The organism is Streptococcus infantis, assembly GCF_047464715.1.
GTDB classification, from domain to species: domain Bacteria; phylum Bacillota; class Bacilli; order Lactobacillales; family Streptococcaceae; genus Streptococcus; species Streptococcus infantis_S.
In genome coordinates this window covers 36,535-52,145 of record NZ_JASHBJ010000002.1, presented here as the reverse complement: position 1 = coordinate 52,145, position 15,611 = coordinate 36,535, and the positions used below count along the sequence as shown (strand labels likewise).

Below are 15,611 nucleotides of genomic sequence, written 5' to 3'. Positions count from 1 at the left end.
ATAAAATAACAAGAAGAAAAGGAGAAGAGCATGATTGATGTAGAAGAAATTCTAAGCAAGATGAATCCCAATCAAAAGATCAACTATGACCGTGTCATGCAAAAGATGGTCCAAGTTTGGGAAAAAAATGAAGAAAGACCAACTATTCTCATGCATGTCTGTTGTGCTCCCTGTAGCACCTACACTCTAGAGTACTTGACCAAGTATGCGGATGTGACCATTTATTTTGCAAATTCAAATATCCATCCCAAAGCTGAGTATCATAAGCGTGCCTATGTAACCAAAAAATTTGTCAGTGATTTCAATGAGCGAACTGGAAATAAGGTCCAATACCTAGAAGCTCCCTATGAACCCAACGAATACCGTAAACTGGTTCGAGGTTTGGAAGAAGAACCTGAAGGTGGGGACCGTTGCAAGGTTTGCTTTGACTATCGTTTGGACAAGACAGCGCAAGTGGCTATGGACTTAGGCTTTGACTACTTTGGCTCAGCCCTAACCATCAGTCCTCACAAAAATTCGCAAACGATTAATAGTATTGGAATTGATGTGCAGAAAATCTACACCACTCACTATCTTCCGAGTGATTTTAAGAAAAATCAAGGTTATAAACGCTCTGTAGAAATGTGTGAAGAGTACGACATTTATCGCCAATGTTACTGTGGCTGTGTCTATGCAGCTCAAGCTCAAAATATTGATTTGGTACAGGTCAAGAAGGATGCAACCGCCTTCATGGTTGATAAGGATATCGAAAAAGACTATTCGCATATCAAATTTACTGTTACAAAGTTAGATATTTAAAGGAAAACCTGCCTCAAGGCAGGTTTTTTGCTTATAAAAAAACGAGGTCAGGATTAAAATCCTGACCTCTGACAACTTTACCGATTCTTTAGTTCTACGTAGCGTTTGTACCAAATGTTGACATAGGCTTCTGAGAAGGGGCCTCGTTCATTGTTGATCCAGTCAACAAGAATCTTAACATGCTCTTTCAAAATATAGTCTAAATCATCAGGATAATTCATCTTACGCTTATGACGCTCATACTCTTCGACGTCCAAGAGGCGTTTCTCACCATCTGTAAAAACTTTAACATCTAAATCATAATCGATGTATTTTAAAGCTTCTTCGTCTAGATAATAAGGGCTAGCCATGTTGCAGTAGTAGGAAATCCCATTATCACGGATCATGGCGATGATATTAAACCAATATTTTTTGTGAAAGTAAACAATAGCCGGTTCTCGAGTCACCCAACGACGACCGTCACTTTCGGTAACAAGTGTGTGGTCGTTGACGCCGATAATAGCGTTCTCTGTTGTTTTTAGTACCATGGTGTCTCTCCAAGTACGGTGGAGACTCCCATCATGCTTATAACTTTGAATTGTAATAAAGTCGCCTTCTTTTGGAAGTTTCATAACTAACCAACTTTCTACAATTTATAAGTTTATCGTTTACTATTGTATCATATTTTTGTTTAAAGTTCTTAGTTTTTCCATGAAAAAATTAAAGATATTCTCTGAGAGCGCTGGCTATATCCGAAAAATCGTAGCCTTTTCTTGCTAAAACTTGTGTCAAACGTTGTTTCAGTTCGTATCCTTCATACTTTCGTGAATATTTCCGATATTGCTTGTCCAACTCTTTAAAAATTAGTTCCTGAACAGTTTCTTCTTCGACTTGGCTATCTAGTTGGTCAAAGGCTGTTTTGGCTTCTGTGTAGGAAAATCCTTTATTGGTTAGACCCTGGATAATCTTATCTTGTAGAGCGCGGGCAGGTAATTTACCCTGATATTTTTTCAGTAGTTTTTCGGCTGTGCGCTCTGCGACTTCCGCCATATCAAATTCTTGTAAGACTTCTTGGATGATGGATTTGGCAACTCCCTTTTGAGAAATCTTCTGCATCAGCATATAGCTTCCCTTGTCACCAGATAGCTGATTAGAGTTGATAATAGCATAGGCATATTGTCTGTCATTTATCCAGTTGTCATCTTTTAGAGATTGGATGACTTTGGGTATGATGTTCTCATCGATTTCATGTTTACTTAGATAATCTCGGACTTCTTTTTCAGTACGAGCCTTGAAGGATAAGTGGTAGAGTGCTAGATTCTTTCCGTAGGAAAATTGTGCAAAGGTCTGGATTTCTACAAACTCTTCGGGACTAATGTCCTTATCTTTGGTCAACATAAAGCGAACAATGGTATCCTCGGTAATGTAGCAAGTTTTGTCGCTATCAAGCTCTAGCAGATAGAGTCTTTTTTTCTTTTCAAGTTTTGTGATTTTCATAGTTTTCTTTTATCCGAATGCTTCAAAGGCGGCAACGAGTCGAAGTTTATTTATATCGACCTGTTCTCTCCCGTAATAGTCAAGAAATAGTTCAGCGTATTTAGGGTCCTTTAGGTTATAGTTTAGGGACCAAACTGCCCAAAAGAGATCGATATGTCGGTCACTAAAATCAGCCAAACCAAGGTCAATAAAACAAGAGAAATGGCTGGTATCTTTAAGAATAAAGTTTGGTAGACAGGCATCCCCGTGAATAAAGGCATCTGTCCTTAAAAGGTGCCCTTGTTCTTGGATGAGTTGGAAGGCCTCTTCGCGACTGTTGATTTGGAATTGGGGTAGGAGCGCCTTGGCATAGAACTCACCTTTTTCATAGTTTTTAAAGGCTCTTTCTTTATAGGCTTTTAAATGATTTTTTGATGGAAAATTTTGTGGGTTTAAGTTGTGAAGCTTTTTAAGAGCCTCTGCCATTGTTCGGCAGATTTTTTCTGGCTGGTCTAAAAAAGCGAGAGCATCATGACCAATAGCCTCTTTAGTCAGGAGGTAGTCTTTATCTGTAGATAGATAGTGGATGACTGGAGTTCCTATTCCCTCTTGTTCAAACCAACTTGCAATGCTAGCTTCTCGCTCTAAACTTCCCTTTCGATCTATTTTCAAGTAGTAACCTGAGTCAAGATAGAGGACCCTTGCTCCTGAATGAGAAGAGCTGTCAGAAAGGGTTGCTCCCTCTATATAAGTTCGTAATTGCTCAGGAAAATCCAATGGGGAAAAATGAGATGTCTTTGTATTCATGGTTTTATTGTAACATATTCTTAACCATTGAGAAACTACGTGGTATAATAGACTTATGAGTCTTAAAGTCAAACAAAAAATTCCATTAAAAATCAAGCGCATGGGGATTAACGGGGAAGGTATCGGATTTTACCAGAAAACACTCGTTTTTGTCCCAGGCGCCCTCAAGGGTGAAGATATCTATTGTCAGGTGACTTCTGTCAAGCGTAACTACGTTGAGGCTAAACTGCTTGAGGTCAATAAAAAATCTAAATTTCGAGTAGTTCCAGACTGTACTATTTATAATGAGTGTGGAGGCTGTCAAATTATGCACCTACACTATGACAAGCAGTTGGAATTCAAGACAGATCTTCTCCATCAAGCTCTGAAGAAATTTGCCCCTGCTGGCTATGAAAACTTTGAGATTAGACCAACTATTGGCATGCAGAAACCAAAGTATTATAGGGCTAAACTGCAATTTCAAACACGAAAGTTTAAGGGTCAAGTCAAGGCAGGATTATATGCTCAAAATTCCCATTATTTGGTCGAGTTAAAAGACTGCCTAGTCCAAGACAAGGAAACACAAGCGATTGCCAATCGCATTGCTGAGCTCCTAACCTACCATCAAATTCCGATTACGGATGAACGGAAAATCCTTGGAGTTCGAACCATCATGGTTCGTCGAGCCCGGAAAACTGGGCAAGTTCAGATTATCATTGTGACCAATCGCCAATTGAACCTGACTCAATTTGTGAAAGACCTAGTCAAGGATTATCCTGAAGTAGTGACTGTCGCAGTCAATACCAATACTGCTAAAACTAGTGAGATTTATGGGGACAAGACAGAGATTATTTGGGGGTGGGATAGTATACGCGAGGGTGTTCTAGACTATGAGTTTTCTCTTTCACCAAGAGCTTTTTATCAGCTCAATCCTGAACAGACGGAGATTCTCTACAGTGAAGCCGTTAAAGCTTTAGACGTGACTGAGGATGACCATCTGATTGATGCTTATTGTGGTGTTGGGACCATAGGTTTTGCCTTTGCTAAAAAGGTTAAAAGTTTGAGAGGGATGGATATTATTCCAGAAGCCATTGAGGATGCCAAAGAAAATGCTAAGCGTATGGGGTATACCAATACCCACTATGAAGCAGGAACTGCAGAAGAAATTATCCCTCGTTGGTACAAGGAAGGCTATTGTGCCGATGCTTTGATAGTAGACCCGCCACGTACAGGTTTAGATGATAAGCTCTTGGATACCATTGTCACATACGCTCCTGAAAAGATGGTTTATGTATCCTGTAATGTGTCTACCTTGGCGCGTGATTTAGTCCGTTTGGTTGATGTCTATGACCTACACTATATCCAGTCCGTTGACATGTTTCCACACACGGCTAGAACAGAAGCCGTGGTCAAATTAACGAGGCGTAAGTCAGCTTCCAAATAGAAAGAATAACTGGAAAGTTTTTGAAAAGAAGACTTCTAGTTACAGAGTAAGATTTGCAAGCTCCCTATATTTATGATAAAATAAGTAGAAAATAAAATGAAAAAAGAGGTATGTGAAATGTCACGTAAACCATTTATCGCTGGTAACTGGAAAATGAACAAAAACCCAGAAGAAGCAAAAGCATTCGTTGAAGCTGTAGCATCAAAACTTCCTTCATCAGACCTTGTTGAAGCAGGTATCGCAGCTCCTGCAGTTGACTTGACAACTGTTCTTGCTGCTGCTAAAGGTTCAAACCTTAAAGTTGCTGCTCAAAACTGCTACTTTGAAAATGCAGGTGCTTTCACAGGTGAGACTAGCCCACAAGTTTTGAAAGAAATCGGTACTGACTACGTTGTGATCGGTCACTCAGAACGTCGTGACTACTTCCACGAAACAGACGAAGACATCAACAAAAAAGCAAAAGCAATCTTTGCGAACGGTATGCTTCCAATCATCTGTTGTGGTGAGTCACTTGAAACTTACGAAGCTGGTAAAGCAGCAGAATTCGTAGGTGCTCAAGTTTCAGCTGCTCTTGCTGGATTGACTGCAGAACAAGTCGCTTCAACAGTTATCGCTTATGAGCCAATCTGGGCTATCGGTACTGGTAAATCAGCTTCACAAGACGACGCACAAAAAATGTGTAAAGTTGTTCGTGACGTTGTAGCAGCTGACTTTGGTCAAGAAGTTGCTGATAAAGTACGTGTTCAATACGGTGGTTCAGTAAAACCTGAAAACGTTGCTGAATACATGGCTTGTCCAGACGTTGATGGAGCTCTAGTTGGTGGTGCATCACTTGATCCAGAAAGCTTCTTGGCATTGCTTGACTTTGTAAAATAAGCCTCAAATATCTGAGACAGACAGTTCCCTCTCTCGAGGTTAAGACTGCCTGTCTTCTTTTTAGTAAAAAGGCGTGCGTAAGCACGCTCTTTTCTGCATTTTGAATGAAAAAGAAAGGAGAATTATGCTTTATATTTGGTCTTATCTCAAACGTTATCCCAAATGGCTAGTTTTAGACTTCCTTGGAGCTATTTTCTTTGTTATTGTCAATCTTGGACTACCGACTGTTCTGGCCCGCATGATTGACCAGGGAATCAACCAAGGAGACAAGGATAAGCTTTATTTTTGGGCTATTGTCATGTTGGTCATAATCGTCTTGGGAACATGTGGGCGGATTGTTCTAGCCTATGCTGCTAGTAAACTGACTACCAATATGGTTAAGGATATGCGAAATGATGTCTATGCTAAGTTACAGGAGTATTCTCATCACGAATATGAACAAATTGGTGTGTCTTCACTAGTTACTCGTATCACCAGTGATGCCTTTGTCCTCATGCAGTTTGCGGAACAAACGCTTAAGTTGGGTGTTATCACTCCCATGATGATGCTGTCGAGTATTCTCATGATTTTCTTGACGAGTCCTTCACTAGCCTGGATCGTCGCTTTTTCCGTACCTTTTCTGGCTGTAGTAGTCATTTATGTGGCGGTCAAAACTCGCCCCTTATCTGAAAAGCAACAGAAAACACTGGATAAGATTAACCAGTATGTCCGTGAGAATTTGATGGGCTTGCGTGTCATACGTGCCTTTGCTCGTGAAGACTTCCAAGAAAAACGTTTTGAAGAGAAAAATGCTATCTATGCGGACAATTCGAATCGTTTATTCAAATTGACAGGTTTGACAGAACCGCTATTTGTGCAAATCATTATCGCTATGATTGTGGCTATCGTTTGGTTTGCCCTTGATCCCCTCAAGCACGGCAGTTTGCAGATTGGTGATTTGGTAGCCTTCATCGAGTATAGTTTCCATGCTCTCTTGTCCTTCCTATTCTTATCAAACCTCTTCACCATGTATCCTAGAACAGCTGTATCTAGCGAGCGTTTGAAAGAAATCATGGATATGCCAATTTCCATTGATCCAAACGAGGGTGGAATTCAAGAAACAGAAACTCATGGTTATTTAGAATTTGATAATGTGACCTTTGCCTATCCTGGGGGAACAGAAAGCCCTGTTTTGCATAATATTTCCTTCACTGCTAAACCGGGAGAAACCATTGCATTTATCGGTTCAACTGGGTCAGGTAAGTCTACTCTAGTTCAATTGATTCCTCGTTTCTACGATGTTACGCTAGGGAAAATCAAGGTCGATGGTGTTGATGTCCGGGATTACCGTCTCAAATCACTCCGTCAGAAGATTGGATTTATTCCACAAAAGGCCTTGCTTTTTACTGGGACTATCGCAGACAATCTCCGTTACGGTAAAGAGGATGCCAGTCATGAGGACTTGCACCAAGCAGCAGATGTGGCCCAAGCCAAAGACTTTATCGAAAGTCGAGAAGAAGGTTTTGCGACGCATCTGGCAGAAGGCGGAAGCAACCTATCAGGTGGTCAGAAACAACGTTTGTCGATTGCACGAGCAGTCATCAAGGGTCCAGATATCTATATCTTTGATGATTCTTTCTCAGCCTTGGACTACCGTACAGATGCTATTTTGCGCCGTCGTCTCAAGGAAGTGACACAAGATGCTACGGTATTGATTGTTGCTCAACGTGTTGGAACTATCATGGATGCTGACCAGATTATCGTCCTTGATAAGGGTGAAATTGTTGGTCGTGGGCGTCATGAAGAATTGATGGAAACCAATGACATTTACCGAGAAATTGCTGAGTCGCAGCTGAAAAATGCGTCTCTGACAGAAGAATAGGAGGTAAAGGATGAAACAACAATCTAGTCTAGCTCGTCTATGGAGCTATTTAAAAGCCTACCGATTCTCTGTTTTCTTTGCAGTTTTCTTGAAAATAGTCAGCGTCATTATGAGTGTTATCGAGCCATTCGTATTGGGGCTTGCTATCACTGAGTTAACCAGCAACCTCCTTGCCATGGCAAATGGTGTTGCAGGAGCAGGTATTAATACCCCTTATATCGCAATGATTCTGGTTATCTATCTCTTGCGTGGTCTTCTCTATGAGTTGGGGTCATATTATTCAAACTACTTTATGACCAATGCGGTGCAGTCCATGATACAGGATTTGCGAAATGAAATGAGCGTAAAAATCAATCGCATCCCTGTGTCCTACTTTGACAAGCACCAGTTTGGAGATTTGTTAGGTCGTTTTACCAGTGATGTTGAAACTGTTTCAAACGCTCTACAACAATCTTTCTTACAGATCGTCAATGCAGTCTTTACCATTCTTTTTGTTATGGGAATGGTCCTCTATCTAAATCTTCAGTTGGCCATCGTCGTCATTTTATCGATTCCAGTGACTTACTTTGGTGCCAAAACCATTCTGAATCGTTCGCAGCCATACTTTAAACAGCAGGCAGCTATTCTGGGACAAATGAATGGGTTTGTACAGGAAAGCTTGACTGGTTTCAATGTTCTTAAACTTTTCGGACGTGAAGAGAAATCTCAAGAGAGATTTGAAAAGATTACGGATGAATTGCAACAAATTGGATTCAAGGCTAGCTTCATTTCAGGTTTGATGATGCCTGCCTTACACATTGTATCTGACTTAACTTATTTGATAGTCGCTGTCCTAGGAGGATTGCAGGTTATTGCAGGACGCTTAACCATTGGTAATATGCAGGCCTTTGTCCAATACGTCTGGCAAGTTAGCCAGCCTATCCAAAACATCACCCAGTTAGCAGGACAAATGCAAAGTGCTAAATCTTCGCTTGACCGTGTCTTTGAAGTTTTGGATGAACAGGAAGAAGTTCAAACTGCTAAAGTAAAAGAACTGCCACCATTAACAGGACAGGTTAGCTTCAAGAATGTTGATTTCCAATACGTGGAAAATAAACCATTGATTCGCAATTTCAACCTAGATGTTGAACCTGGAGAGATGGTAGCCATCGTAGGGCCAACTGGAGCCGGTAAAACTACCTTAATCAACCTGCTCATGCGTTTTTATGATGTAACAGCGGGTGCTATTTTAGTCGACGGTCAAGATATTCGTGACCTGTCTCGTCAGGACTATCGTCGCCAGTTTGGTATGGTCTTACAGGATGCCTGGCTCTATGAAGGCAGTATCAAGGAAAATCTTCGATTTGGGAACCTTGAAGCAACAGATGAGGAAATCGTTGAAGCAGCTAAGGCTGCTAATGTAGACCACTTTATCCGCACTCTTCCTGGGGGCTATAACATGGAGATGAACCAAGAGTCAAGTAATATTTCTCTTGGTCAGAAACAGCTTTTAACCATTGCGCGTGCCCTCTTAGCCAATCCAAAAATTCTAATCCTTGATGAAGCGACATCATCAGTTGACACCCGTTTAGAACTCTTGATTCAAAAAGCTATGAAGCGTTTGATGAAGGGAAGAACAAGCTTTGTCATTGCTCACCGTCTTTCGACAATTCAGGAAGCTGATAAGATTTTGGTACTTAAAGATGGACAGATAATTGAACAGGGAAATCATGTAAGCCTCTTGGCTGCAAAAGGATTTTATTATGACCTTTATCAAAGCCAATTCTCTCGGAAAGATACTGAAAATAACTAAAAAGATATCTGCTCATTTTCTTAAATTATCAGTCTATTACAACTTTTTTAATATGGGTTAATTTTCTTGCTTTTGTCTACTAGGTGTAGTATACTGAGATAGTAATCAATAAATATGGTTGCAAAAATAATATTATGAGGTGAGAAAAATGGTAGAATTGAAAAAAGATGCATTAAAAGACGTAGCAACATTATCTAAACCAGCGGCAGAAGCGCTAGTAAATACAAAGGAAGTTTTGAATCAAGCTGTAGCAGACTTGTATGTAGCGCATATCGCTCTTCATCAAGTACACTGGTACATGCGTGGACGTGGTTTTATGGTATGGCATCCTAAGATGGATGAATATATGAATAGCCTTGATGGTTACCTTGATGAAATCAGCGAACGCTTGATCACTCTTGGTGGCAAACCTTACTCTACTTTGACAGAATTCCTTCAACACAGTGAAATCGAAGAAGAAGTTGGAGAATTCCGTAACGTAGAAGAAAGTTTAGAGCGTGTTCTATCTATTTATCGTTACCTCATCACACTCTTCCAAAAAGCATTGGATGTAACTGATGAGGAAGGTGATGATGTTACTAATGATATCTTCGTTGGTGCTAAGGCTGACCTTGAAAAAACAGTCTGGATGCTTGCGGCAGAATTAGGACAAGCACCTGGTTTGTAAGATACTGAATTTTTCTAAAAATCCGTAGAAGTTTTCTACGGATTTTTTCTATTCAGGAGGGCATTCCAAAACAGTCTTTTTTGAAGATTTTTGATAAAATAGAACTATCAATAAAAAGGATGAAAGCATGACAAAGAAAATCGTAGCCATCTGGGCACAAGATGAAAAGGGTGTAATCGGAAAAGAGGATCGCTTACCATGGCATTTGCCAGCAGAGTTAAAACATTTTAAAGAAACAACCTTGAATCATGCCATCTTGATGGGACGTGTAACCTTTGATGGGATGGGTCGACGATTGCTTCCAGGACGTGAAACCTTGATTTTGACGCGCAATCCCGAAGAGTCAATCGAGGGGGCTCTGGTTTTCCAAAATGTTGAGCAGGTTTTAGACTGGTATCAAAACCAGGATAAAAATCTCTATATCCTTGGTGGCAAACAGATTTTTCAGCTTTTTGAACCTTATCTCGATGAGATTATTGTGACACAAATTCATGCTCAAGTTGAAGGGGATACCTATTTCCCAGAAGATTTTGACTTGACTGTTTTTGAGATTGTTGCAAGCAAATCTTATAGCAAAGATGAGAAAAATATTTATGATTTTACCATCGAATATAGAAAGAGAAAGGAAGTCTAATGGAGCGCAGTATTTTTGGATTTTTTACAGCTCTTTTGTGTGCTGTCTGTTTTGTAGCTGGAACACACGCTTTTCGTAAAAAGCGCTTTGGACTTGCTACTCTACTTTGGCTTAATGCCTTTACAAACTTGGTGAATAGCATTCATGCTTTTTATATGACCTTATTTTAGAGAGAATGAATAATTAGAACGGAAGGGAATCATGCCTACAAATAGGAAAAATGATATGATGGTTTATTGCTCATTTTGTGGCAAAAGCCAAGAAGAAGTTAAAAAAATAATCGCTGGGAACAACGCCTTTATCTGTAATGAATGTGTGGAGTTGGCCCAGGAAATCATTCGTGAGGAGTTGGCAGAAGAAGTCTTAGCAGACTTGTCTGAAGTACCAAAACCAATCGAACTCTTAAACATCTTGAACCACTATGTGATTGGTCAAGATCGTGCCAAACGTGCCTTGGCAGTGGCTGTATATAACCACTACAAACGCATCAATTTCCATGACACTCGTGAAGAGTCAGAAGATGTGGATTTGCAAAAATCAAACATTTTGATGATTGGCCCAACTGGTTCAGGGAAGACTTTCCTTGCTCAAACACTTGCTAGAAGTTTGAATGTACCTTTTGCCATTGCAGATGCAACAGCTCTTACTGAGGCTGGTTATGTAGGTGAGGACGTGGAAAATATCCTCCTCAAACTCTTGCAAGCTGCTGACTTCAACATCGAACATGCAGAACGTGGAATTATCTATGTAGATGAGATTGACAAGATTGCTAAGAAGAGCGAAAATGTGTCTATCACACGTGATGTATCTGGTGAAGGGGTACAACAAGCCCTCCTCAAAATTATCGAAGGAACTGTAGCCAGCGTACCACCTCAAGGTGGACGCAAACATCCACAACAAGAAATGATTCAAGTGGATACAAAAAATATCCTCTTCATCGTGGGTGGTGCCTTCGATGGCATCGAAGAGATTGTCAAACAGCGTCTAGGTGAAAAAGTGATTGGTTTCGGACAAAACAACAAGGCCATTGATGAAAATAGTTCTTACATGCAAGAAATCATCGCAGAGGATATTCAAAAATTCGGGATTATTCCTGAATTAATTGGACGCTTGCCTGTCTTTGCAGCCTTGGAGCAGTTGACTGTGGATGACTTGGTTCGCATCTTGAAGGAACCAAGAAATGCCTTGGTTAAACAATACCAGACCTTGCTTTCTTATGATGATGTAGAGCTTGAATTTGATGACGAAGCTCTCCAAGAAATTGCAAACAAAGCCATCGAACGTAAAACTGGTGCGCGTGGTCTTCGCTCAATCATCGAAGAAACTATGCTAGACGTTATGTTTGAAGTTCCAAGTCAAGAAAATGTGAAAACTGTTCGTATCACAAAAGAAGCGGTTGACGGAACGGCTAAGCCGATTCTAGAGACAGCCTAGAGGTGACTATGGAAATCAATACACACAATGCTGAGATTTTGCTGAGTGCAGCCAACAAGTCCCACTATCCGCAGGATGAACTTCCTGAGATTGCTCTTGCAGGTCGCTCAAATGTTGGAAAATCAAGCTTTATCAATACCATGCTTAATCGTAAGAATCTAGCTCGTACTTCTGGAAAACCAGGAAAAACACAACTACTCAATTTCTTTAATATTGATGACAAGATGCGTTTTGTGGATGTGCCTGGTTATGGTTATGCCCGTGTTTCCAAAAAGGAACGCGAAAAATGGGGTCGTATGATTGAGGAGTACTTGACTACTCGAGAAAATCTTCGAGCGGTTGTCAGTCTCGTTGACCTTCGCCATGATCCATCGGCTGATGATGTACAGATGTATGAATTTCTTAAATATTACGAAATTCCTGTCATCATTGTGGCGACCAAGGCAGACAAGATTCCGCGTGGGAAATGGAACAAGCACGAATCAGCTATTAAAAAGAAATTAAATTTTGATCCAAGTGATGATTTTATCCTCTTTTCATCTGTGACAAAAGCAGGAATGGACCAGGCTTGGGATGCTATTTTAGAGAAATTGTGAGGAATACATATGGCAAAAACAATTCATACAGATAAAGCTCCAAAGGCAATCGGACCTTACGTTCAAGGAAAAATCGTTGGCAACCTTTTGTTCGCTAGCGGTCAAGTTCCACTATCTCCTGAAACTGGAGAAATCGTAGGAGAAACAATCCAAGAACAGACTGAACAAGTCTTGAAAAATATTGGAGCTATTTTAGCAGAAGCAGGAACAGATTTTGACCATGTTGTTAAAACAACTTGTTTCTTGAGTGATATGAACGACTTTGTACCTTTTAATGAGGTATACCAAACAGCCTTTAACAAGGAATTTCCAGCTCGTTCAGCTGTGGAAGTAGCTCGTCTTCCTCGCGATGTAAAAGTCGAAATTGAAGTCATCGCAGAGATTGGATAAGCTAGTAGAAGTTTGGTTCTTCCAAACTTCTTTTGATATAAGGAGACTATGATGACAAAGAAACAACTTCACCTGGTGATTGTGACAGGGATGAGTGGTGCAGGGAAAACTGTAGCCATTCAGTCCTTTGAAGATTTAGGATATTTTACCATTGATAATATGCCGCCTGCTCTCTTGCCAAAGTTTTTGCAGTTGGTAGAGACCAAGGATGACGACCACAAGTTAGCCCTAGTGGTGGATATGCGAAGCCGCTCTTTCTTCTCAGAGATTCAAGCTGTCTTGGATGAATTGGAAAATCAAGATGATTTAGACTTTAAAATCCTCTTTTTGGATGCGGCTGATAAGGAATTAGTGGCACGTTATAAGGAAACTAGAAGAAGTCACCCTCTTGCAGCAGATGGTCGTATCTTGGATGGAATCAAGTTGGAACGCGAACTCTTGGCACCTTTGAAAAATATGAGTCAAAACGTGGTAGACACGACAGAGTTAACTCCACGTGAACTCCGCAAGACTATTGCAGAACAATTTTCAGACCAAGAACAAACGCAGTCTTTCCGAATCGAGGTGATGTCTTTCGGGTTTAAATACGGCATTCCAATTGATGCTGATTTGGTATTTGATGTTCGCTTTTTGCCAAACCCTTACTATTTGCCAGAACTTCGTAATCAGACAGGTCAAGACCAGGCAGTTTATGACTATGTGATGAACCATGAGGAATCTGAAGATTTCTACCGTCATTTGTTAGCCTTGGTTGAACCAATCCTACCAGGCTATAAAAAAGAAGGCAAATCAGTCTTAACGATTGCGATTGGTTGTACTGGTGGACAACATAGAAGTGTTGCTTTTGCCAAGCGTTTAGCAAATGACCTATCTAAAAGTTGGCCTGTAAATGAAAGTCATCGTGATAAAGACCGAAGAAAGGAAACGGTAAACCGTTCATGAGAAAACCCAAAATTACGGTGATCGGTGGAGGAACCGGAATCCCTGTTATTTTAAATAGTTTACGGGAAAAGGATGTGGAAATTGCAGCTATTGTAACCGTTGCGGATGATGGCGGTTCTTCAGGCGAATTGCGTAAAAATATTCAACAGTTGACACCTCCGGGGGATTTACGTAATGTCCTTGTGGCCTTGTCAGATATGCCAAAATTCTATGAAAAGGTCTTTCAATACCGTTTTTCAGAGGATGCAGGTGCTTTTGCTGGTCATCCATTAGGAAACATTATCATAGCTGGATTATCTGAAATGCAGGGTTCGACCTATAATGCCATGCAATTGCTGAGTAAATTCTTCCATACTACAGGAAAGATTTATCCCTCTAGTGACCATCCTTTGACGCTCCATGCTGTCTTTAAAGATGGATCAGAAGTTGCTGGGGAAAGTCACATTGCAGATCATACAGGTATGATTGACCATGTCTATGTGACAAACACTCTAGATGATGAAAAACCGCAGGCTAGCCGTCGAGTTGTCAATACCATTCTTGAGAGTGATATGATTGTCTTGGGACCAGGCTCCCTCTTTACTTCGATTTTGCCTAATATCGTCATTGAGGAGATTGGCCAGGCTCTTCTGGAAACCAAGGCTGAAATTGCCTATGTCTGCAACATCATGACTCAACGTGGAGAGACAGAACATTTCTCAGATAGTGATCACGTAGCAGTCTTGCATCGTCATTTGGGCCGTCCATTTATCGATACTGTCCTTGTTAATATCGAAAAGGTTCCGAGGGACTATATGGATACCAACCGTTTTGATGAATATTTGGTGCAGGTTGAGCATGATTTTGAAGGTTTGCGCCAGCAAGTCCCACGTGTCATTTCATCCAACTTTCTACGCTTGGAAAATGGGGGTGCCTTCCACGATGGTGATTTAATCGTAGATGAGCTCATGCGGATCATACAGGTGAGAAAATGAGTTTTACAGTAGCAGTAAAAGAAGAAATTTTAAGTCAGCATCACTTGAGTCGTCATGAATTATCAGCTATTATCAAGATGTCTGGTAGTATTGGCTTATCTAGTTCTGGTTTGACCTTGTCCGTCATTACGGAAAATGCTAAGTTGGCTCGTCATCTCTATGAATCTTTCTTGCACTTTTATGGCATCAAGTCTGAGATTCGTCACCACCAGAGAAGTAATCTTCGAAAAAATCGTGTTTATACCGTGTTTACTGATGAGCGGGTTCAAGAACTGTTAGCGGATTTACGCTTAGCAGATTCTTTCTTTGGCTTGGAAACAGGGATTGATCCAGATATTTTAGGAGATGAGGAAGCTGGACGTGCTTATCTTTGTGGAGCCTTTTTGGCAAATGGGAGTATTCGGGATCCTGAGTCAGGCAAGTATCAGTTAGAAATAAGTTCCGTCTATGTGGACCATGCCCAAGGGATTGCTTCGCTCTTGCAGCAGTTCTTGTTAGATGCCAAGGTTATCGAACGAAAAAAGGGGGCAGTGACCTATCTTCAGCGAGCAGAGGATATTATGGATTTCCTAATTTTAGTGGGAGCCATGGAGGCACGAGATACTTTTGAAGGTGTCAAGATTCTTCGAGAAACTCGGAATGATCTCAATCGTGCTAATAATGCGGAGACAGCAAATATCGCTCGTACGGTTTCAGCGAGTATGAAAATCATCAATAATATCAGTAAAATCATGGATACTGTTGGTCTAGATAGCTTGCCAGTAGATTTGCAGGAAGTAGCGCATTTACGTATCCAACATCCGGACTACTCTATCCAGCAATTGGCAGACAGTTTGACAAATCCACTCACCAAAAGCGGTGTCAATCATAGATTGCGAAAGATAAATAAAATTGCTGATGAACTATAGATAGGTACAATAGAAAATGACTAATCTTTATAATAAGTTGAATGAGCGTATATA

At 40.6% G+C, this 15,611-nt stretch carries 17 protein-coding genes; 14 read left to right on the top strand and 3 right to left on the bottom strand.

The window, feature by feature from the left end; translation table 11 throughout:
* Positions 1–30 precede the first annotated feature (30 nt).
* Entirely contained in the window at positions 31–798 is a 768-nt protein-coding gene (locus tag QM419_RS05010) for an epoxyqueuosine reductase QueH (protein ID WP_006154672.1), read from the top strand.
* A 77-nt stretch (positions 799–875) separates the two neighbouring features.
* On the opposite strand, the gene QM419_RS05005 is transcribed toward QM419_RS05010, so the two are convergent.
* The 3 genes from QM419_RS05005 to QM419_RS04995 all read right to left on the bottom strand — a co-directional run bounded on the left by QM419_RS05005 (position 876) and on the right by QM419_RS04995 (position 3,060).
* Entirely contained in the window at positions 876–1,409 is a 534-nt protein-coding gene (locus QM419_RS05005; RefSeq protein ID WP_004252157.1) for a DUF402 domain-containing protein, read from the bottom strand.
* A gap of 88 nt (positions 1,410–1,497) precedes the next feature.
* Positions 1,498–2,274: a recombination regulator RecX gene (gene recX / locus QM419_RS05000; RefSeq protein ID WP_414278098.1), complete on the bottom strand. Its 777-nt coding sequence runs from the start codon at positions 2,272–2,274 to the stop codon at positions 1,498–1,500.
* Between the two features lie 9 nt (positions 2,275–2,283).
* Entirely contained in the window at positions 2,284–3,060 is a 777-nt protein-coding gene (locus QM419_RS04995; protein WP_414278097.1) for an aminoglycoside 3'-phosphotransferase, read from the bottom strand.
* Between the two features lie 55 nt (positions 3,061–3,115).
* On the opposite strand from QM419_RS04995, the gene rlmD reads away from it, so the two are divergent.
* The 13 genes from rlmD to whiA all read left to right on the top strand — a co-directional run bounded on the left by rlmD (position 3,116) and on the right by whiA (position 15,557).
* Positions 3,116–4,483 carry a 23S rRNA (uracil(1939)-C(5))-methyltransferase RlmD gene (gene rlmD, locus QM419_RS04990; protein ID WP_414254423.1) on the top strand — a complete coding sequence of 456 codons (1,368 nt, stop codon included), beginning with the start codon at positions 3,116–3,118 and terminating at the stop codon, positions 4,481–4,483.
* A 117-nt stretch (positions 4,484–4,600) separates the two neighbouring features.
* Complete coding sequence (gene tpiA, locus QM419_RS04985) at positions 4,601–5,359, top strand: triose-phosphate isomerase (protein WP_006150433.1); 759 nt, start codon at positions 4,601–4,603, stop codon at positions 5,357–5,359.
* Between the two features lie 124 nt (positions 5,360–5,483).
* Positions 5,484–7,220 carry an ABC transporter ATP-binding protein gene (locus QM419_RS04980; RefSeq protein WP_414278096.1) on the top strand — a complete coding sequence of 579 codons (1,737 nt, stop codon included), beginning with the start codon at positions 5,484–5,486 and terminating at the stop codon, positions 7,218–7,220.
* Between the two features lie 10 nt (positions 7,221–7,230).
* Complete coding sequence (locus tag QM419_RS04975) at positions 7,231–9,012, top strand: ABC transporter ATP-binding protein (RefSeq protein WP_414278095.1); 1,782 nt, start codon at positions 7,231–7,233, stop codon at positions 9,010–9,012.
* 148 nt (positions 9,013–9,160) lie between these two features.
* A complete protein-coding gene (locus tag QM419_RS04970; RefSeq protein WP_414278094.1) occupies positions 9,161–9,679 on the top strand; it encodes a Dps family protein in 519 nt (172 codons plus the stop codon).
* Positions 9,680–9,806: 127 nt separating this feature from the next.
* Positions 9,807–10,313 carry a dihydrofolate reductase gene (locus QM419_RS04965; RefSeq protein WP_414278093.1) on the top strand — a complete coding sequence of 169 codons (507 nt, stop codon included), beginning with the start codon at positions 9,807–9,809 and terminating at the stop codon, positions 10,311–10,313.
* Complete coding sequence (locus QM419_RS04960; RefSeq protein ID WP_000442253.1) at positions 10,313–10,483, top strand: hypothetical protein; 171 nt, start codon at positions 10,313–10,315, stop codon at positions 10,481–10,483. Before QM419_RS04965 ends, QM419_RS04960 begins: the two co-directional genes overlap by 1 nt.
* Before the next feature lie 31 nt (positions 10,484–10,514).
* Positions 10,515–11,747: an ATP-dependent Clp protease ATP-binding subunit ClpX gene (clpX, locus tag QM419_RS04955; RefSeq protein ID WP_414278092.1), complete on the top strand. Its 1,233-nt coding sequence runs from the start codon at positions 10,515–10,517 to the stop codon at positions 11,745–11,747.
* A gap of 8 nt (positions 11,748–11,755) precedes the next feature.
* Positions 11,756–12,343, top strand: a complete 588-nt coding sequence (gene yihA / locus QM419_RS04950; protein ID WP_049494688.1) for a ribosome biogenesis GTP-binding protein YihA/YsxC — start codon at positions 11,756–11,758, stop codon at positions 12,341–12,343.
* Positions 12,344–12,352: 9 nt separating this feature from the next.
* The gene (locus tag QM419_RS04945; protein WP_001140424.1) at positions 12,353–12,733 is read left to right on the top strand and encodes a RidA family protein; all 381 of its coding nucleotides are present in this window, start codon (positions 12,353–12,355) and stop codon (positions 12,731–12,733) included.
* Between the two features lie 51 nt (positions 12,734–12,784).
* A complete protein-coding gene (gene rapZ, locus QM419_RS04940) occupies positions 12,785–13,675 on the top strand; it encodes an RNase adapter RapZ (protein ID WP_414254428.1) in 891 nt (296 codons plus the stop codon).
* Positions 13,672–14,649 carry a YvcK family protein gene (locus QM419_RS04935; protein WP_414254429.1) on the top strand — a complete coding sequence of 326 codons (978 nt, stop codon included), beginning with the start codon at positions 13,672–13,674 and terminating at the stop codon, positions 14,647–14,649. The genes rapZ and QM419_RS04935 overlap by 4 nt, the downstream gene beginning before the upstream one ends.
* Positions 14,646–15,557, top strand: a complete 912-nt coding sequence (gene whiA / locus QM419_RS04930) for a DNA-binding protein WhiA (RefSeq protein ID WP_414254430.1) — start codon at positions 14,646–14,648, stop codon at positions 15,555–15,557. The genes QM419_RS04935 and whiA overlap by 4 nt, the downstream gene beginning before the upstream one ends.
* Positions 15,558–15,611 lie beyond the last annotated feature (54 nt).